Genomic DNA, 17,097 nt, shown 5'->3' on the forward strand with positions numbered 1-17,097 from the left:
AACTATTTAATGGTATAAGAAATGGTATCCTTGGGATCATACAACTTGTCTGTATAAGCCAAAAGGATAAATTCCTTATCTGAATTGTTCTTGACTATATGAGCAACATTATTAGGAATAAAAACAGTGATTGCCTTTTCTAAAGACATCTCAATATCACGTCGCTCATGAGTTGCTATATCTTCGAGTTGAAGGACAGCTTCTCCCTCTATCACCGTAAACCACTCAACAGCTTCTGGATGATAATGTCCTCCCTTACCTTGACCAGGCTTACCCATAGTCAAATACACCTCGCCTGTATGTGAAGGGATATCCTCTTCTGTTCCTGTAATAGCCTTCAGGAACCATCCTCTCTCATCTGAAATAAGGCGTCGAGGAATAATACGAACCTTGTCTATTTGTGACATATTTCTTTCTGATTATTTTATTGGTTTACCAAACTTTCCACGGAGCATTGCCTGTGCTCCACATTTTCTCCAGTTCCAAATTGTCCTTCAACATGTCCATTGGCTTCCAAAAACCTGTATGTTTGTAGGCATGCATAACACCATCAGCAGCAATCTGCTGAAGTGGTTCACGCTCAAACATAACTGGATCTGCATCTTCTGGCAGATAGTCAAACACTCCTGGCTCACATACGAAGAAACCAGCATTAATCCAGTTACCTTCTCCATCAGGCTTTTCCTCGAAGCTCTCCACCGTACCAGTTTCAGAATTGATATGCACAGAACCAAAACGGCCTGAAGGCTTATAGACTGTCATCGAAAGCAGCTTGCCGCTCTTTTTATGCTTCTCTATCGTATCTGCAATATCCACGTTTGCAACACCATCCCCGTATGTCAGACAAAATGATTCCTCACCAACATATTTGCGTATGCGTTTCAATCGTCCCGCTGTCATGGTTGACAATCCTGTATCAACAATTGTCACCTTCCACTTTTCTGAATGATTTTCAAGCAATTGAACAGAATTATCAGACAAATCAAAAGTCACATCAGAATTCAATAAATAATAATTCATAAAGTACTCCTTGATGACATTTTGTTTGTATCCTGCACAAATCACAAAATCATTGATTCCGTATGCAGAATATATCTTCATAATATGCCAAAGAATAGGTTTTCCGCCTATTTCTATCATTGGCTTTGGCATATATTGTGTCTTCTCACTAAAACGAGTGCCAAGACCACCAGCAAAAATTACAGCTTTCATTTTTAAATATTCTATTTTATTTTTTTTTTACTTTATACCAGTTTTTCACTACACGGCATAACGTTTATAAAGCTATCCACCTATCATCCATTTAAGCCATTTTATCCTAAACATATAATCTGAAATAATCAAAATAATAATTAATACTGCAGATAACAAAAAATAGCGAATAGATGAACTCAAATTTGGAAATGGATTCAAAAACATAACGATAAAGGTCATTACAGGATAATGTACGAGGTAATAAATCATACTATTTTGACCGATGTGTGAAAGCAACATTATTTTTTTATTGGCAATGTTGCGAAACACATTATTAACGACAATACAACCAGCCAATTCATATATAATACATAAGAAATAATTACTTCCTTCACTATCATTTCCTCGAAAGTCCATGAAAGCAAAATAAAAAAATTTCAGGATGAAAAAACACAAGGCTAATAAAAAAAGTTTTCTATTAAATTGATTCTCTTTCAGCCAAGCACCAAACGTATAAAACGCTAATCCATGAAACATATTTCCTATATAAAAAGGTATATGCATCTTAAAAGTCGAATTTCCTATGTTTAACGGATAATACATATCATTCTTGACAGACAATTCGTAAACCAGCCATGCAATCATCAATGATATTGCCACGATAATAGTATAGGGGGGGAATTTGATTGATTGCAAAAAAGAATATGCTACTCTAACGACAAAGAGAGAGAGCAAAAACCAACATGCTTGAGTCGGGAAAAATGTTTCCTTATTTACTAACCACCAAAACTCCTCACTCAAAAACTCCAATGACACGGGGTTAAAGCCTTGGAGAAGTTTTTGTAATGCCATAATCAAAAAGCCAAAAACTGAAAATATCATATATGGCACAAGTAGGCGTTTGAAAGAAGATCGAACAACTTCCTTAACTGGACGTTCTTTGTAAACCATTCCTGCCTTAAAGAAAAACCATGCCATAAAAAATGACAATAATTTCAAGACAAATTCTACTGCAGAATCAGTATAATTACAAAACAAAGGCTGGTGGCAAATAAATATCATGTGAATTATTAATAATCCACAAACATTATCAAGATAAATCTGTCGTTGTTTCATTTATTTAAAGAATTACTATATCCTTATTTTTCTTAACTGCTTGCATAAATTCATGTTGTAGGTATGAACAAGAATTAATACAACCATAATTATCATTCTCTTTTGGAATACAAGTTGTTGCAACCTTACAAGGTTTAGAGCCCCCACTATTGTCTTTATAAGGTGTACATGTACTATTCCACTGATCTTCACTTGCTCGAGAACATGCAGAGCCTGCTTTTCGATTAGCAGTTTTATCACCGACAATAAATACGACTGCCGAAGAAGCATTGATTTGTCTATTAAACTCTGCCTTTAAGTCACAGATTCGATAATCATCATCAGCAGCTACAGTACCAGAGACAACTTGTGCCATATCAACAAAGTCAACTTTATGCAAACCATCTTGCCCCCATTTGTTGAGTTCTTCAACAACTACACGATCACCATCACACGATGAATAGTCGGCACTAATATAAACTTTTTTACTCATATTTTCTACTTTTTAATCTCTTCTAAAAATATCTCATGTATAAACCTTATCCTTTACATCACCCAAACAGACATCATAGCGGTTGGCGATGATGGCATGACTCTGAGCCTTGAAAGCAGCCAAATCATTGACAACCTTGCTGCCGAAGAAGGTGCTACCCTCTTCGAGTGTTGGTTCATAGATGATGACCTCTGCACCCTTTGCCTTGATACGCTTCATGATGCCCTGAATGGCAGACTGGCGGAAGTTATCGGAATTGGATTTCATTGTCAGACGATAGACACCAATCACGCAGTTATGCTCCTTTGTCGCATCAAAGCTGTTGTCTTCGGCATAACTGTAATAGCCAGCCTTCTTTAGAACAGATTTAACTAAAAGTACCTTTGTCATCATGGCATAATCCCTTCTTCCAGCTACAATCATGTGAAAGAATCCCCTGAAGAAATCCAGTGGAGCCTTTGCCATTAGCTTGCAGGATTCAACGAAAGTAAGGTAGGTAGCCGTGACTATAGCACCCTGGATTCGAAAAATTGTTTTACCGAAATGCCTGCTGGAACCGCCTACACTTTATAGCATTGCCACAGGCTCTCAAGATCTTTACTACTTATTGCCATATTTATAACATTTAATGTTTAACATGGCGCAAAGGTAACACTTATCGTTCAAACCGCCAAAATAGGGGTTGGATGCTTACAGATTATATTCAAATTTTATGAATATAAAAAACTCACTATAGACGATATATCTAAGCCCTAAAAAGTAGCTGTATTAGCTTTAAATATGGACTGCTATTTTTTTGTAATCTTATATAAAGCTATATTTGGATTAAGTGAAAAATCAATTTTTTCAACGCATAATCTTGTATCTTTTTGTTTTTCATTTAGATATTTATTCATACCAGCCTTATTATAGCTATACTCTTTATCAGAAGTTGGAATAATAATATAATCAACATCACCTATTAAATTTTGAGGATATATCTGATAAAAATAAGTAAATCTATTTGTTGGCTTTAATGCATAGAATGTACAGAATGGAGCTGCAATTCTATCAGTTGGTTTAAAATTTTGTTTCTCTACAAAAGCCTTAATCCTATCACATGGAGTTTCTCCATACAAGGGATATTTAATGACAAACGCAACTAAAAGGATTAGTGAAGTTATACCTATTATTGCCGTATTGATCTTTTGTTTGACATTTCTTGACCAAAGTAGGAGACCAAGAAGCATCGGTAAAATAGCTGTCCATTTATAATAACTTGTATATCTGCCAGCTAAATTATACCCTATAACAACAAATATAGAAAACAAAAAGCATAAAACTGGCATTTTATATTCTTGAATATTTTTCCATACCCTATTGGAAATAATCAAAAATATATTTAAAATAAATAGAACTGAAGCACCTAAATAAGCAAATATTCCCATTATTTTTTCTATTAATGAAATATCACCTTCATTACTAACAGGAATTCCTAATGGAGTAATCTCTTTTCCCAACAAAGGATATATTATACTTCTGATGCCCCCCCCAGATTTTCATAATAACTGCAGAACTATTCATTATGCAAATTATAAAAGCACGTCCTTCTTGGAAATAAATCATATGTAATAAAGCAGCCAAGAATCCTAAACAAAGTCCTATCACACAACAAATAGATGGTGTTATCAATCGATTCAAGGGTCTGAAGAAAAATGCAACAAATATTAATCCAAGCACTATATAAAGAGCAGATTGTATTCCTGCTAATATGCTTAAAGCAGCAAATAAAATCATTTGCCATATATACTTATGCTCAGATGTAAGAGTCTTATATAAGTATATTGCAAAAATTACAGTCATTAAAGAACCAACCATCTCTGGCCGTGACATACGATAAATCACCATCATTATATCAGTACACCAAAAACAAAGTGCATATAGTATAACTGTAATTTTAGAGAAATTTTGTCTGTTAATTAGTTTTGCTAAATGTAATAATGCCCAGCCTAACATAAAAGCAAAGACAAGATTAAATGTACGTATGACCAACATGGAAAATCCAAAAATTGAAATCCAAATGTACATCAACCAATTATAAAGTGGCATATATACATTGAATGGTCTGGTTCCTTGTCCGTAATCATTATAAGCAGTTGTTGCCCATTCTCCATAATAATGCATAGTAGCATTAGTATCTAATAGCATAACCTCGTCACACCACGGCAAAGAATGACCTATAGTCATCAAATTCCACAAAATTGCAATTACAGATACTATAATGTATGACATCAATGATCTGTCTTGTTTAAGATTCAATTTCATATTTTTTTTATTAATTTCAAATTAAATATTTATTTAGACTAATCCATCAGTATAGATTCTATATTATATCTTGGTCGCTCTTTTGTCTCAATATATATTTTTCCTATATATTCGCCAACTATGCCTAATCCCATTAATACACAACCAGAACAAAACCATATAGAAAGCATAGTAAGTATCCGCTCAACGCCGTATTGCATATCTCAAAATAATATTGTAACTTTGCACGGCGGCATCATTTTTCTAATTTTGAGACAAGAATACAAAGTTTAGTCCTCCATCAGTACAAGCTAATGGAGGTTATACCTTAATTTGACTAAATTTGAAATTCATTTTTATTGTCCCTCATCTTCCCAGAACTCAGGAAGAAGAGTATATAAGCCTTCTTACCCATCACCATGTCACGGATCAGGCGTTCGCTATCATTGTTGTCCAAAGGCATATCTAGGATGTCTATATAATTGGTCAGCTTATCATAGATGGTTTCACGTTCTTCCTTACTAAAGACTACCCGCTCACGCTTTTGAGTAAATATCATTCTGACAAGAGAGGCTATCTGTTCGGTCTTAACTCCGCTTTTTTGTCTACATCAGACTCACGCATAGCCTTCGCCTCATTATCACCGATTACACCCTCGGCGAACTTTGGCTTACTGTTTAATTGTTTCTTACCTTGTACCATAATTAGAATATTTAAATTAACGATGCAAAGGTACGAAACTTTATTTAGGCGCACAATACGGCTTTCACCGAATACTTACATTACAGCCATAATGACAGAATCATTGGGTTTAAATGACAATATGTCACCTTGCACTTTTCCTCAAAATTAATGGCATATACACTTGTTCATATTTTACACATGGTACGAATTTTGTTTATGCATATTATGTGTTGAGACATATGTGTCTAAATCCTAACACAGAAAGGAGGTGTTAATTATGGGGAGAAACCAACATGTAGTCCCGACAGGTGACAAATGGGGAATTAAGGGTGAAGGAAACTCAAAATACACCCAGATTTTTGACCGCCAGCGTGATGCCATAGACGCAGCTCGCAACATTTCAAGGAATCAACAATCAGAATTGTTTATTCATGACAGACACGGCAGAATCAGAGAGCGAGATTCACACGGTAATGACCCATTCCCACCAAGAGGTTAAAACCTTAGCATTCTCTCCGCTTTAGAGAAGATACCCATTGTGATAGGGTAAGATTGTCACAAAGTGTTTAAAATTAGGATGTGTCATGGCGATATATCGCCATGACATTTTTATATTTATTCGTAAGCGGTCACTTTAGGTACGTTAAGCCATAAAATGAATGCCTTTTATTATCTTTTAAGAAAAATCATTTGATTTTATGCCCAAGCAGTAACAGTAGCCAGCTGCCATCTATGAGCGAGTAAGTCTACCAATTTGTCCTTTGCCGTTTTCTTGATCCTGCGGAACACATCACAAAGATACTCCACAGGATCCAAATTGTGCTTACGGATATTGGCAAAGTGGGATATCAGGCGAGCAAAACGCACACCTGATTCCGGACTGCCAACAAAATAACAATTATTGCGATACTTCGCTATTCTTCTAATCTGCCGCTCTCGCCGAAAGTCATCAGGATCCGAGTTTGAGTTACTAGGCATTGTAGTTCTCGGATTATTCCAATCATTTATGCCTTTCAACTGATTACGATTATGCATTCCGCTCCCTACATAAATATGCCTCGGTTTGTGTATAGCAACATGACCATTATAAAGAGCATTTTGCAAAGTGCATTTTACTTTTTTATTCATCCGGCAAATCAAGTTTTAATATATCATGATATATTTTCTTTGCCATAAGTATATTCCGCTTTATTGGATCAAAGTTAGATGAATAATAACCAGCGATATTTCGTGCCATCTTAAAGCCTGAATCTCTATAAGCTTGAACCTTTTCGTCTATTGGCTTGTCTTTCAAACCTTTATTAATCCATTCTTCCAAAGGTATCAAATTACCTATGTTATAAGCTTCAGGATTATTTGATGAATCTGGAATTATATGCTCTATGGTAAAAGAATGAACATCCTGGCATCTTGACTCATAGGACTCAATTAGTTCCAATACTATTACAACTCGATTTTTGAGTTTTGAGTCTTTATAGAAAGTATTATGATTTGACCATCCTATGTTCCTAAATGCATTTTGAAAAGTATTGAAATCAGGAATTCTCTTTTTCAAACTTTCCTCAAATTCGTCTATCACCTGCTCCGAGAATTCATTTTCTATAAGAGGAGCATATTTTCGTATAACATCCTCTAGCTTATTAGATTTTTCTTCTCCAATAATATTGTAACAAACAAAGAATCTATATATAAACAACAAAACTTCATTATAAGCTTCTTCTGTCAAATCTCCAATTTCCTTCAAATGCATCAAGCTCATGAGTATTGGTCTAAACTGTATTGCTCGCTTCTTTCGCAAAAAAGAAAAAACAAAATTCTCTATTTCAGAAAGATTATCCGATGTCTCCGTGTCTCCAGGAGAGATAATTAGCTTATAATAACCTGCTTTCAACAATAAATCATCGAAGAAGTCATTTACATTCTTACGTGCTGTCTTTTTAATCAAATTGAATACATCTTTTTGATTAATGTCCATTCTGTACTTATGCTTAGCATAATGCTGAAAGAATTTTGAGATATTCGTGCTCAAAGGATTCTCTATTTTCTCCTTCCACAACTCCTTTACCCTATCTACCATGGTTTCTTCTTGCGGCAAGATATAACGCATGATAAAATTTTTGATAAGTTCAAAATCCTCCAATGCCATTCCTCGGGCATTCAAAATTTCAAATATTGTATATGAATCCTCATTGTTGTCAGCTTGTATATGAATGTATTTTGCATCAGCTAAAGCACGTCTCACATTCCACACAAAATCTTTTGATTGACTTTGCAAGAGCTTATAGAAATATAGGAAACAGTCAGCAAATTTTGAATTGATATTACCTACCGATATTGTTTTTATGAACTTATTAACGTCAGAAATCCGATTTTCCCAATCGCAAACATTATCTACGATTTTCTCAATTGCATCATAATAATCGGTTTCTATAACACAATGCTCTTTGCTAACAGCATCCTTCACCTTTAAGAAATCACGGCAACCATCAAAAAAGTCCTTCATATCATACTCCTTGAAATACTGCATAATCGCAGCCAAGAAGAGTACGATAGTTATAGAACGTTGCTGCCCATCTATTATTTCAAAATATGTAACATCATTATCTTCTTTTTTCTTTTGAAGAACAAAGCTGCCTAGAAAATGACCAGGAATAGCATCACCCTTTTTGTTTTCTATTAAGAACTTCAAGTCCTCATAAAGTTCTGACCAGTTTTCTTTATTCCAAACATATCTACGCTGATTGCGAGGAATCGTAAATATATGCTTGGTAAACAAGCTTTTTATCTGAAGTGGTTTTGCATCAAATGACATAATATTAATGTTTTAAATTGTACAGTATATCACCAATACAGCGTCCCCACTGTTTTACAAGTAGTTACACCTATCAGTTTTTTAAAATATATTTTGTATCGTTTTTGCATAAGATAAGCTGCACTCGGCAATTTGAAAGCCAGCTTTCATTGCGCTCGTTTGCATTATCTTTTAGGATGAAGGATTGCCTGAGCGCACTCCTTCACCTCATCGGATTTCTCAACATAGTAACATAGAAGCATAGACTTATAGTCCTTATCCCCATCTTTCATAATACATCATTATGACAAAGACCTTACTAAATAATACCGAATCTCTTTTTTTCCTTGTTCGTAAGAGTCTCAGTTGTTTTGAGAATATCAAAAATGCCTTGAAGGTCTGAATCGGTCAGGGAGCCGAAGTACTCTCCTTCCATGAGTTTCTCCAACGGAATGGAAAAAAGCATACCACAATCCACATAACTGTCATACTTCAAGAATTCAGGGTAATCGGTCTGATGAAGGAGATACTGGGCAGAGAGAAATGAGGCAGAATAGGCTGATTTAGGACTCATCTTGGTATTTACCAAAACAGAACCATAACAAACCTTCTTTAACTTATCAACTCCTATAATAACCAACTTCTTTGGCTTCTGCTTTCTTCCATCCTTAAACACCAAACCCTCGTCAACAGAAATGATGGTTCTGATTAATGAACCTATCTCCAACTTCTCTTCTGTAACTTGACGAAGATTGTCGAGATAAGCCTTTTGTAGTTCCCTTAAATCCATGCCAAAGCCTTTTGAACAGACTGGCGCTCACGGATAACTGCCAACATAGCCTTGCTGGCACCAGCAGCATCAGCCATGTCATACATAGTAATCTTGGTGTCCTCACCCGTTTTGTCTGCTTGACGCTTCGCTCGTTTCCAAGCTTTATCCTCGTGGGACTTGTCCGACAAGTCAAAAGAATCTACATCCTTACATTTGTCAATCCACTTATCAAGCATCTTGACGTCTGCAACTGAAAGTTCGTCCATATCACAAACTGCATTCTTTGAAGCCAAAATAAGTTGATGACCTTCCTTAGATAGTTCAATATCCAAAGAAGTGGCAAAGTCTTTCAATTCTGAAGAAAGTTCGGTCTTTCCTTCTACACCACGCAAGACCTTATAGGTCAACGTTGGAACTGGTCCATGCTTTCTTGCCACAAAAGTATCATAGACGATTGGCAAGCCATACTCTTTCAGCTGATTCTGCTGGGCAAAATACATTACCTTGAAGAGGTGGATATAATCCACTCCTTCTGGAAATGCCTTCAGAATGTAAAGCACCACAGCCTTAATCTTTAATATTTGATCTTTTGTTTTCATTGTCTTATTCTTCTTGAATTTGACAAAGATACAACTTTATTACTAAACCGCCAAGGATTTATCGGATTTTAACGTATCTTATTCCGTAGGTAAATCTGTATAAATGATCGGGGCAGTAATGGTGGTTCTATTCTTGTTGTTATCATAATTTTTTCGACTTCCCTGTCCCCCTCTTGCGAAGAGGGGGTCCTTAACCCACTCCCAAGCCCTCGCCCTTTCCAAAAGGGCAAGGGATGTAACCGCTCCTCCTGTCGCTCTTAACCACTGCGCTTTAAGGTTGGCGAGGCATCAGAGCCCTCGCCATATTTCTTATGCGGGATGGGACCGCCTTGCTGAAGGCTGGCTCAAAGCAAGGACGCAAACAGCTGATTGCGGGATGTGGACGGCATTGCTGAAGGGGGTGATTAGATGGTTCTTTTATATTCTTTGACCCATTTCCTTTGAAATAGAAGGGATTGGAAGGTAGGTAGATAATTCTACTGTCAATAAATCGGTACCAATGATAGTCACTCGATTATTATATTTGCGTACCTCATTTCCATCCTTTATTTGCTTGGAATAACGATGGGCATCCAACTGGAGTACGCGACACACATTACGACTTGTTGTCTCCATGTTCTTGTCGATAATGATGATTTGTGCGTCGTGGTTCTCTCGCAACATTTCACAGAAATAGTTGTCAGCAGATGAGAATGAATAACCAAGAATGATTATCTTACTTGCACGCAGCACCATCTGAGAAGCATGATACCATGTATCAATGTAATGCTTGGAAATGACAGGGCGTAATTTTAATGGTGGCAAGAAGGATGGAATGGGTATAGACTTGTGATCAGGATCGAAACTTATCTCTGCGGCAAGCTGATTCTTAAAGAAATCTTCTATATCAATGGTCGCTAAGTCTTCATGCTGAAAATCGTTCTTGTTCTCTACATCTACATACTCTTTGAGTGATCCATGGAAATACAGCGCAGTCGAAGAGGCTTGGGAAGCATACGATGTATAATTGAAAGTGATGACTTGACAGTCTTTGCCTTCCAGCTGTTCATAAATGCTGTGGTGGTCTTTATTCTCTACAGCCACATCCTCTTGCGCCTTTCGATGTTCTTCGCTTACCAAGTATGCCCAAAGAATCCAGGATATGTATAGATAGTCGCGGATATAACTGGTCTGACCAGTGTAAAAGCCATAGAAATATTGTGAGAGCAATTGCTCTATATCGAGCATATTCTTGTAGATGTGGCGCAAGATGGGATTGTTCGACTCATGGATGCTCTTCTGAAGTATTTCCACTATGATGTTCTTGAATGTGTCGGTATAGTTGAGGTGGCTCAAATCTATGATGCTGTCATCTTTTACTACTGTATCAAACACCTCTTCTATCAAGTTCATGGTCTCGGCATCTATCTCTGCTCCCTTCTTGAAGTCCAACACTTTCTTGAAAAGGCGAACGATAAGCATCCCCAACTTGCGTTGTGATTCATCAAGGCTTGCATTGTTGGCAAGTTCGTCGTTGACATTATGGCAAATGGAAACGATTTCCCTGTCCAAGTCCTTTGCCAAGCGGTCGATGGCTGTACTCACAAATTTGTCAAAGTGGAAATGTACTCTGCCTATGGCATTGCGCAAAATAGCATCAAGCGTCTTGCCTTCATCGGTTTCCAAGAAATCGACAATGCGAGGTATGAGGTCTGCTGATGTCGGAAGTCCCATGGTAGCATCTACTCCTGCACCAAGCACAACCAATGTGAATGGTTCTTCTTTACTCCCCAATATTTTCCGGGCAAACTGATCGCCATAGAAAATCTGCTGTTGGGTCATTGCGTTGGGAGCGATTTGATTGACTCCGTTATTGATATCAAATGATGTATCTGCCATTTTCAAGATTTCATTTATTAGTAGGATGCTTAAGTTACTTTCCAAAGTATCTTAGGATACTTAGCGATGTATCTTAAGATACTTGTCCATGTATCTTAGGATACTTTTTTTCAGGGGATTTGTCGCCCTGACTGGCGAAGAGTTTTCTTGCGAGTTGCCCAAGCGCTATTGATTGCCACTCGGATGTTGTCAATGGTCTGTCCCTTTTCCCATGTGGGTACAAAGGGAAGGAGGAGGGAGATGAAACTCTGCTTGACGATGAGTTCATCCGTGAGGGACGGCTCTTGCTGGCGCATGGTTGCCACCACCTCGCCCAAATCTCTCGCAGTCTTGCAGGAGCGGAGGAGGGTGATATAGCCTCGCAAGGATTCCACCTTATTTATATATATAGACAAAGCCTGTTCTTCCTCGGTGAGAGGTTGAGGTGCTTCGCCATCCTTGGCAAGCTTCTCCTCTGCGAACTGGTCGCCAAAGAAGTTTTGCTCTGCCTTTGTTGCATTGGGGAGGATTTGGTTGTTGCCTCCGTATATGTTGAAAGTTACATCTGCCATATTATAAAAGGTAAAAAAGTAAAAGGGTAAAAAAGTAAAAAATGACTTGCTGCCTATGATAGCTTCTTGATTCTCTTCATATTTTTCAATAGATATTCAACGTTTTTCAACGCCTTTCCATAGAATTGATTTCGCCTTCTGAATGTCGTACCTTTGCATCAGCTTAAACGAAGAACGAAGAGTGATGAGTGATGAATTCGATACCCAGGGCACTCGACATTCGATGTTTGGAGTAGCTGACAAACTTTAGTATTCACAATTTTAAAAGAAAGGATCAATTATGATTGAGTATTCTATTTACATGATGGGGAATCCTATCAAACCGGAGGAGGCTCCTAAGGCGTATGCCAAGAACCAAGTGCGTGAAATCTGGGACTTGAACAAGTTCTGCAAACACATCGCCTCACACAATGCCGGCTACAGCCGTGGTTTGGTGAAAGCCATCTTGTCGGACATGTGCGACTGCTTGGTGGAGCAACTGCTCAACGGCAACAAAATTAAACTCGGTGAGTTTGGTATCTTTAGCCTCTCCATCAGTTGCGAGGGTGCGGAGTCGCTCGACAAGTTTACCGAAGACAACATCAAGGAGGTGAACATCAACTTCAATCCAGGAATCGATTTGATGGATCTTCGTCCAAAAGCGGAGTTCTCTCTTGTGGCAAGCCGTGCGGCACAAGCTGCTGTTCTCAAGGCTGAAAAGGCGAATGAGAAGACTGTCGATTTGGAAGCTGCTAAGAAGAAGCCTACCTCTTCTGGCAATGGTGACAACAAGCCATCGGGCGATGGAGGTGATACTCCTACAGGAGGCGCTCCTTCCGGTGGCAACACTCCATCCGGTAGTGAGGGCAGCGAAAACTCTGGCAACACCGATAGCGGAACAGGTGAAGACAACGAGCTTTAGTAAATGCCGTGCCGTGCCCGACTTCGTGTCGGGTGCGGCTACCGCTAACAAATTCTTATTTTCAAAATGATGTTTCACTTTTAATTCTATCTATACATGAGTAATCAAAATGAAAATCCTAACAATGGTTCCAAGAAGATTTCTTGGGTTTCGATCGTGAATGCTGTTGTTCAGGCGCTTATTGCTGCACTGACAGCATTAGGAGTAAGTTCTTGTGCAAACTTCGTTTAATGAGAAGTTAGAAATGAGAAATTAGAAATGGACTACCTTAATGAGAAATTACAAATTAGAAATGAGGATGATTAATGAGAAATTTCCTTTGAGTATTGGGGAGGAGATGGTGCGGAATGAACGGGCACTCCTCTCTAAAGTGGAGGACGGCAAGATGATGATGTCTGCCGACTCCGTGAGATTCTTGGTGTTGCATTGCTCGGCTACACGACGCAATCAAGACTATAGTGTGGAACAGCTTCGACGTGACCATAAGAGCCGTGGTTTCTATGACATCGGCTACCACTTTTATATCCGAAAGGATGGGACCATGACGCAGCATCGCTTCTTGCTCGAAGTGGGGGCACATGCGAGACCGTATAACCGTTGTTCTATCGGCATCTGCTATGAGGGTGGTTTGGATGAACATGGTAAACCATGCGATACTCGTACGCCTGAGCAGACGGAAAGAATCGTTGATGTCTTGACGAGGCTTCATAAACTGTTCCCGAAAGCGAAGATTGTGGGGCATCGTGACTTGCCTGGCACTACACCGAAGGAGTGTCCTTGTCTGGATGCTAATCATATCTTCGGTTACATTGAGGATATTTAGTCTCTCCTAAATATATCTCGTGTATATACCTTATCCTCTACATCGTCAAGGCACGGGTCATAGCGGTTGGCTATAATCGCATGGCTCTGTGCCTTGAATATGTTCATATCATTCACAACCTTACTTCCGAAGAAAGTACTACCATCTTCGAGCGTATCTCCTTTGCCTCTGGTATCGTATCATAGTAAATGTCTTGAAACTCTTCAGGGAGCATTGAGAGCATTCGCTCTAAAACTTGTTTATCTGCCATAATAGTATTTTTTCTAAAATCAACCCGTCCTTCTTTACCATTTAAAAAGGCTTTTTTCGAAAACCTACCCGTCCTTCCTTACCCTTAAGGAAGGCTCCACCTTTCTCACCAAGCCTCTCTTCAATAGTCTTTACGACCCCTTCGGTTCCCCTTCTAGGGGACAGAAACCCTCAGGGACGAGAGGATGTAACCGCCCTCCGGTGCTCAGAACCGCTACGCTCTAAGGTTGGCGGACCATCAAAGGTCTTCGCCAGTTTTTGCGGGATGGGACCGCCTTATTAGTTTCTCACATTGAACAATCAATAAATTCTATTTTATTCAATATCTGCAGCAGTGTTAACTTATGATTAGCCAGCATCTGCAACTACCATATCAAGTTATCATAAGATGATTAACCATACTCTAGTTATACATCTAATGAAAGCTTGAACTCTTCAAGAATTCTGCCATTGATTTAAAATGTATATTTGATTCTGGTATCCCAAAAGAGATAAGACAGTCTAAAGCTCTATCATGATCTGTATCAGAATAAGCGCTTACATACCATTGCAAGTTGGCTTTATCAGCATTCACCTCAATTATCTTCTTGATATAAGGCTTATCAACCTTAGAGAAAGAGATTCCCCATACATATATAATCTCAATATTTGATAAAGATTCAAAATACACTTGGTTGTCTCTCAATATTTTATCTACAGGCTTTTCTGAGTCTGAGTAATATGATTCTACAGCACTTGTTAAAGCCTCATTTTCCGGCAAGTACTGTGTATCCCCCCTATACATCCTATATATATAGCATCACGCATCTCTTTTTAAAGTGTCTAAATTTCCAATAAGTTTCATAATTTGTCATTTTTGAAAACTGCCAACCCTATTAGAGGCTGAAAGCTTATTTGCTTTTTTTGTTTTTATATATAAAGCACTGTCCGTAGTAACTGAAGGGACTTCCCGAATATATAAAGGCAGTGCGTTGTTGATCTCTTGTATTACCTTTTTGTTTCTTATTTGTACATCTTATCTTAGATATTTTTTTGCAGGCTCGTGCTATTACAATTTGACGATGCCTATCCAATTCTCTTAATTGTTTTGACGACCATGGATTCTCATCAAGAATGGAAAAAGCACTCATCCAACTATGAATATTTTTATTATCTTGGTAATCCCACAAGTTAATGCGCCCTACACTCATGCCAATAAGTTTCTTGACTAAAGTTGCCTTTATAGAAGCAGAACAATATCGAGGAATCTTACCTTTATCATAAGGTACAAGTAAATCATTGGCTACCTTGTTCTGCTTTTCTATCTGTCTTTTAAATGAACCTGCCCTTATTCTAAGATTACCCTTCCAGTTTATATCAAATCCTACAAATGTAATCCACGGAAAGACATTATGTCCTTTTTCATTCCATTCGTAAGGTCCTCTTGTTTTACCTTTCCAGAAATCTTTCATATGTTCCAATGATATTGTTTTATTTGGATGTGGAACAAGAAGACTTGATATTACTGCCTGATTATATGCATTAAATACATCCTTTACTACATTCTGTTGAGGACCTATTAAAATCATATCGTCACAAAATCGACAATACAAAACATCTTTATCATTGATTGCACTATATACAGCTTTATCTACACTGTGCATGGTTATATTGGCTATCAGCCCAGAGAGTGCCCCACCCTGAGGAACGCCAACAAAACCTTTTCGCTTTCTCGCCATCTTAACATATGATCTATATCCATCCCCGAAGTCCTCATTGTTTAACCATTTGATCCTGCACTCATACCCATAAGGATTTTTTATATTCCTCCAAAAAGGATGTGATGAGGGCAGCTTGTTTTTACAATATACATTGTCTAAGAAATTAAAACAATCTATATACCAAAAGAACCAACGCTTAACTATTTTCGCTTCATCTCTGGATATCTTATTATCTTTAACTGCTCTATGTAATAGCAAAGAAAAGCGCATTTTAATAATACGATGACTTATCGTATCATAAAACTTTTGCATATCGCATTCTGCAACAAATAATGATTGATCCAAGTGTGACAACCTATAATCTCTGATTAGAGTTACAGCATTGAGATGTTGAAGATTATTTTTGTTCTTATTTGGCAATCTAAACGCATGCGAGCAATCATAAAAGTAGCCATCAAAAATCCTTGTCAAATACTTATTCAATAATGATAGGATAATTTTGATTTTCAGGCTAAATGTACAAACTGGCCGGCACTCGATTATTCCGTGTTCTTTATCAACTTTCTTCTCTATGACATTTACTCTTGGCGGTCTGATACCAAAACCCGAGCTTGAAACTATCCTCACTATCTTATCTGCATAGTCACATAAATTTAAATACCATAATTCATTACTATGATTTTTCTTTGCTTTTTGATAGGTATATCGCAATTTCCAAATATTTCTGGTAACAGAATCCTGCAATTGACGTTGTTTTCCCAAACCACACCACTGTTTTCTTGGCGGAAACATTGATCTGATTTCTTTTTCAATTTCAGTTACCTTATGCTTTGTATCAGATAAACTGATCTTGCTGAGAAATTCGTCTTTTTTTTCTCTTTGGGATTTTGAATCGGCATACTTACAGCGCTCCCGAATCAATTTATCAACAACTAAATCTCTTGTTATAAAAGAACTTGGCATGGGCATAAAGATATTTGTTAGACAACCGATATGTATAGCAGAATGCTATGCACGTATAAAGATACAGAAGAGAAAGAGTCTTACCTCAAATCCGCAACCGCCCTCATAAGATGACACAGAG

Annotated in this window: 21 protein-coding genes and 3 pseudogenes; 4 read left to right on the forward strand and 20 right to left on the reverse strand. The window is 37.7% G+C overall.

From position 1 onward, the window contains the following. Positions 1 to 2 precede the first annotated feature (2 nt). From DW917_RS09215 to DW917_RS18080, 10 genes and pseudogenes are all read right to left on the reverse strand, one after another. Entirely contained in the window at positions 3 to 407 is a 405-nt protein-coding gene (locus tag DW917_RS09215; protein WP_118118045.1) for a cupin domain-containing protein, read from the reverse strand. A 25-nt stretch (positions 408 to 432) separates the two neighbouring features. After that, a complete protein-coding gene (gene rfbF / locus DW917_RS09220) occupies positions 433 to 1,212 on the reverse strand; it encodes a glucose-1-phosphate cytidylyltransferase (RefSeq protein ID WP_118118047.1) in 780 nt (259 codons plus the stop codon). 72 nt (positions 1,213 to 1,284) lie between these two features. Then, positions 1,285 to 2,310, reverse strand: a complete 1,026-nt coding sequence (locus tag DW917_RS09225; protein ID WP_118118049.1) for an acyltransferase — start codon at positions 2,308 to 2,310, stop codon at positions 1,285 to 1,287. Positions 2,311 to 2,314: 4 nt separating this feature from the next. Continuing rightward, complete coding sequence (locus DW917_RS09230) at positions 2,315 to 2,782, reverse strand: hypothetical protein (RefSeq protein ID WP_118118051.1); 468 nt, start codon at positions 2,780 to 2,782, stop codon at positions 2,315 to 2,317. A 33-nt stretch (positions 2,783 to 2,815) separates the two neighbouring features. Continuing rightward, positions 2,816 to 3,145: pseudogene (locus tag DW917_RS09235) on the reverse strand (UDP binding domain-containing protein); the annotation flags it as partial. Between the two features lie 425 nt (positions 3,146 to 3,570). Continuing rightward, the gene (locus DW917_RS09240; protein WP_147344153.1) at positions 3,571 to 4,281 is read right to left on the reverse strand and encodes a hypothetical protein; all 711 of its coding nucleotides are present in this window, start codon (positions 4,279 to 4,281) and stop codon (positions 3,571 to 3,573) included. Then, complete coding sequence (locus tag DW917_RS09245) at positions 4,244 to 5,086, reverse strand: glycosyltransferase family 39 protein (RefSeq protein ID WP_118118055.1); 843 nt, start codon at positions 5,084 to 5,086, stop codon at positions 4,244 to 4,246. The genes DW917_RS09240 and DW917_RS09245 overlap by 38 nt, the downstream gene beginning before the upstream one ends. 38 nt (positions 5,087 to 5,124) lie before the next feature. Beyond that, positions 5,125 to 5,256 (reverse strand): annotated as a pseudogene (locus DW917_RS17735) (glycosyltransferase); the annotation flags it as partial. Between the two features lie 146 nt (positions 5,257 to 5,402). Then, the gene (locus DW917_RS09255; protein WP_118118057.1) at positions 5,403 to 5,624 is read right to left on the reverse strand and encodes a transposase; all 222 of its coding nucleotides are present in this window, start codon (positions 5,622 to 5,624) and stop codon (positions 5,403 to 5,405) included. Positions 5,625 to 5,638: 14 nt separating this feature from the next. Then, positions 5,639 to 5,767: a hypothetical protein gene (locus tag DW917_RS18080; RefSeq protein WP_255415329.1), complete on the reverse strand. Its 129-nt coding sequence runs from the start codon at positions 5,765 to 5,767 to the stop codon at positions 5,639 to 5,641. 259 nt (positions 5,768 to 6,026) lie between these two features. Here DW917_RS18080 and DW917_RS09260 point away from each other — a divergent pair, with 259 nt between their 5' ends. Further along, positions 6,027 to 6,248, forward strand: coding sequence for a DUF2188 domain-containing protein (locus DW917_RS09260; RefSeq protein ID WP_199545530.1), 222 nt, complete (start codon positions 6,027 to 6,029; stop codon positions 6,246 to 6,248). A 197-nt stretch (positions 6,249 to 6,445) separates the two neighbouring features. On the opposite strand, the gene DW917_RS09265 is transcribed toward DW917_RS09260, so the two are convergent. From DW917_RS09265 to DW917_RS09290, 6 genes are all read right to left on the reverse strand, one after another. Continuing rightward, on the reverse strand, positions 6,446 to 6,727 hold the full coding sequence (locus DW917_RS09265; protein ID WP_147344154.1) for a hypothetical protein: 282 nt from the start codon (positions 6,725 to 6,727) through the stop codon (positions 6,446 to 6,448). Between the two features lie 142 nt (positions 6,728 to 6,869). After that, positions 6,870 to 8,561, reverse strand: a complete 1,692-nt coding sequence (locus DW917_RS09270; RefSeq protein ID WP_118118062.1) for a DUF262 domain-containing protein — start codon at positions 8,559 to 8,561, stop codon at positions 6,870 to 6,872. A 298-nt stretch (positions 8,562 to 8,859) separates the two neighbouring features. After that, entirely contained in the window at positions 8,860 to 9,330 is a 471-nt protein-coding gene (locus tag DW917_RS09275; protein WP_118118065.1) for a hypothetical protein, read from the reverse strand. Continuing rightward, complete coding sequence (locus tag DW917_RS09280) at positions 9,321 to 9,911, reverse strand: Panacea domain-containing protein (RefSeq protein WP_118118067.1); 591 nt, start codon at positions 9,909 to 9,911, stop codon at positions 9,321 to 9,323. The genes DW917_RS09275 and DW917_RS09280 overlap by 10 nt, the downstream gene beginning before the upstream one ends. 417 nt (positions 9,912 to 10,328) lie before the next feature. Beyond that, the gene (locus DW917_RS09285) at positions 10,329 to 11,789 is read right to left on the reverse strand and encodes a hypothetical protein (protein WP_118118069.1); all 1,461 of its coding nucleotides are present in this window, start codon (positions 11,787 to 11,789) and stop codon (positions 10,329 to 10,331) included. Positions 11,790 to 11,899: 110 nt separating this feature from the next. Beyond that, positions 11,900 to 12,340 (reverse strand): hypothetical protein, encoded by a 441-nt coding sequence (locus tag DW917_RS09290; protein ID WP_118118071.1) that lies wholly within the window; start codon positions 12,338 to 12,340, stop codon positions 11,900 to 11,902. Between the two features lie 280 nt (positions 12,341 to 12,620). On the opposite strand from DW917_RS09290, the gene DW917_RS09295 reads away from it, so the two are divergent. The 3 genes from DW917_RS09295 to DW917_RS09300 all read left to right on the forward strand — a co-directional run bounded on the left by DW917_RS09295 (position 12,621) and on the right by DW917_RS09300 (position 14,064). Continuing rightward, a complete protein-coding gene (locus DW917_RS09295) occupies positions 12,621 to 13,241 on the forward strand; it encodes an HU family DNA-binding protein (RefSeq protein WP_118118073.1) in 621 nt (206 codons plus the stop codon). Between the two features lie 96 nt (positions 13,242 to 13,337). After that, positions 13,338 to 13,472, forward strand: coding sequence for a smalltalk protein (locus DW917_RS17220; protein WP_158570102.1), 135 nt, complete (start codon positions 13,338 to 13,340; stop codon positions 13,470 to 13,472). A 67-nt stretch (positions 13,473 to 13,539) separates the two neighbouring features. Further along, a complete protein-coding gene (locus DW917_RS09300) occupies positions 13,540 to 14,064 on the forward strand; it encodes an N-acetylmuramoyl-L-alanine amidase (protein ID WP_118118075.1) in 525 nt (174 codons plus the stop codon). On the opposite strand, the pseudogene DW917_RS17740 reads toward DW917_RS09300, so the two are convergent. The 4 genes and pseudogenes from DW917_RS17740 to DW917_RS09315 all read right to left on the reverse strand — a co-directional run. After that, a pseudogene (locus DW917_RS17740) lies at positions 14,061 to 14,219 on the reverse strand (UDP-glucose 6-dehydrogenase); the annotation flags it as partial. The gene DW917_RS09300 and the pseudogene DW917_RS17740 overlap by 4 nt on opposite strands. Then, positions 14,177 to 14,314 (reverse strand): hypothetical protein, encoded by a 138-nt coding sequence (locus tag DW917_RS17225; protein ID WP_158570104.1) that lies wholly within the window; start codon positions 14,312 to 14,314, stop codon positions 14,177 to 14,179. The pseudogene DW917_RS17740 and the gene DW917_RS17225, both read right to left, overlap by 43 nt. 414 nt (positions 14,315 to 14,728) lie before the next feature. Beyond that, on the reverse strand, positions 14,729 to 15,097 hold the full coding sequence (locus DW917_RS09310) for an AbiH family protein (protein WP_118118077.1): 369 nt from the start codon (positions 15,095 to 15,097) through the stop codon (positions 14,729 to 14,731). 106 nt (positions 15,098 to 15,203) lie between these two features. Further along, entirely contained in the window at positions 15,204 to 16,982 is a 1,779-nt protein-coding gene (locus DW917_RS09315) for a reverse transcriptase domain-containing protein (protein ID WP_118118079.1), read from the reverse strand. Positions 16,983 to 17,097 lie beyond the last annotated feature (115 nt).

This window comes from Prevotella sp. AM42-24, assembly GCF_003461825.1.
GTDB lineage: Bacteria > Bacteroidota > Bacteroidia > Bacteroidales > Bacteroidaceae > Prevotella > Prevotella hominis.

What these genes read in the sequence shown, in the direction of transcription:
- DW917_RS09270 (WP_118118062.1), bottom strand. Translation starts at nt 8,561, where the DNA reads ATGTCATTTGATGCAAAACCACTTCAGATAAAAAGCTTGTTTACCAAG.
- DW917_RS09245 (WP_118118055.1), bottom strand. Translation starts at nt 5,086, where the DNA reads ATGAAATTGAATCTTAAACAAGACAGATCATTGATGTCATACATTATA.
- DW917_RS17220 (WP_158570102.1), top strand. Translation starts at nt 13,338, where the DNA reads ATGAGTAATCAAAATGAAAATCCTAACAATGGTTCCAAGAAGATTTCT.
- DW917_RS09315 (WP_118118079.1), bottom strand. Translation starts at nt 16,982, where the DNA reads ATGCCCATGCCAAGTTCTTTTATAACAAGAGATTTAGTTGTTGATAAA.
- DW917_RS09295 (WP_118118073.1), top strand. Translation starts at nt 12,621, where the DNA reads ATGATTGAGTATTCTATTTACATGATGGGGAATCCTATCAAACCGGAG.
- rfbF (WP_118118047.1), bottom strand. Translation starts at nt 1,212, where the DNA reads ATGAAAGCTGTAATTTTTGCTGGTGGTCTTGGCACTCGTTTTAGTGAG.
- DW917_RS09260 (WP_199545530.1), top strand. Translation starts at nt 6,027, where the DNA reads ATGGGGAGAAACCAACATGTAGTCCCGACAGGTGACAAATGGGGAATT.
- DW917_RS09230 (WP_118118051.1), bottom strand. Translation starts at nt 2,782, where the DNA reads ATGAGTAAAAAAGTTTATATTAGTGCCGACTATTCATCGTGTGATGGT.
- DW917_RS09265 (WP_147344154.1), bottom strand. Translation starts at nt 6,727, where the DNA reads ATGCCTAGTAACTCAAACTCGGATCCTGATGACTTTCGGCGAGAGCGG.
- DW917_RS09255 (WP_118118057.1), bottom strand. Translation starts at nt 5,624, where the DNA reads ATGATATTTACTCAAAAGCGTGAGCGGGTAGTCTTTAGTAAGGAAGAA.
- DW917_RS09310 (WP_118118077.1), bottom strand. Translation starts at nt 15,097, where the DNA reads ATGTATAGGGGGGATACACAGTACTTGCCGGAAAATGAGGCTTTAACA.
- DW917_RS09225 (WP_118118049.1), bottom strand. Translation starts at nt 2,310, where the DNA reads ATGAAACAACGACAGATTTATCTTGATAATGTTTGTGGATTATTAATA.
- DW917_RS09280 (WP_118118067.1), bottom strand. Translation starts at nt 9,911, where the DNA reads ATGAAAACAAAAGATCAAATATTAAAGATTAAGGCTGTGGTGCTTTAC.
- DW917_RS09290 (WP_118118071.1), bottom strand. Translation starts at nt 12,340, where the DNA reads ATGGCAGATGTAACTTTCAACATATACGGAGGCAACAACCAAATCCTC.
- DW917_RS09285 (WP_118118069.1), bottom strand. Translation starts at nt 11,789, where the DNA reads ATGGCAGATACATCATTTGATATCAATAACGGAGTCAATCAAATCGCT.
- DW917_RS09215 (WP_118118045.1), bottom strand. Translation starts at nt 407, where the DNA reads ATGTCACAAATAGACAAGGTTCGTATTATTCCTCGACGCCTTATTTCA.
- DW917_RS09275 (WP_118118065.1), bottom strand. Translation starts at nt 9,330, where the DNA reads ATGGATTTAAGGGAACTACAAAAGGCTTATCTCGACAATCTTCGTCAA.
- DW917_RS09300 (WP_118118075.1), top strand. Translation starts at nt 13,540, where the DNA reads ATGATTAATGAGAAATTTCCTTTGAGTATTGGGGAGGAGATGGTGCGG.
- DW917_RS17225 (WP_158570104.1), bottom strand. Translation starts at nt 14,314, where the DNA reads ATGGCAGATAAACAAGTTTTAGAGCGAATGCTCTCAATGCTCCCTGAA.
- DW917_RS18080 (WP_255415329.1), bottom strand. Translation starts at nt 5,767, where the DNA reads ATGGTACAAGGTAAGAAACAATTAAACAGTAAGCCAAAGTTCGCCGAG.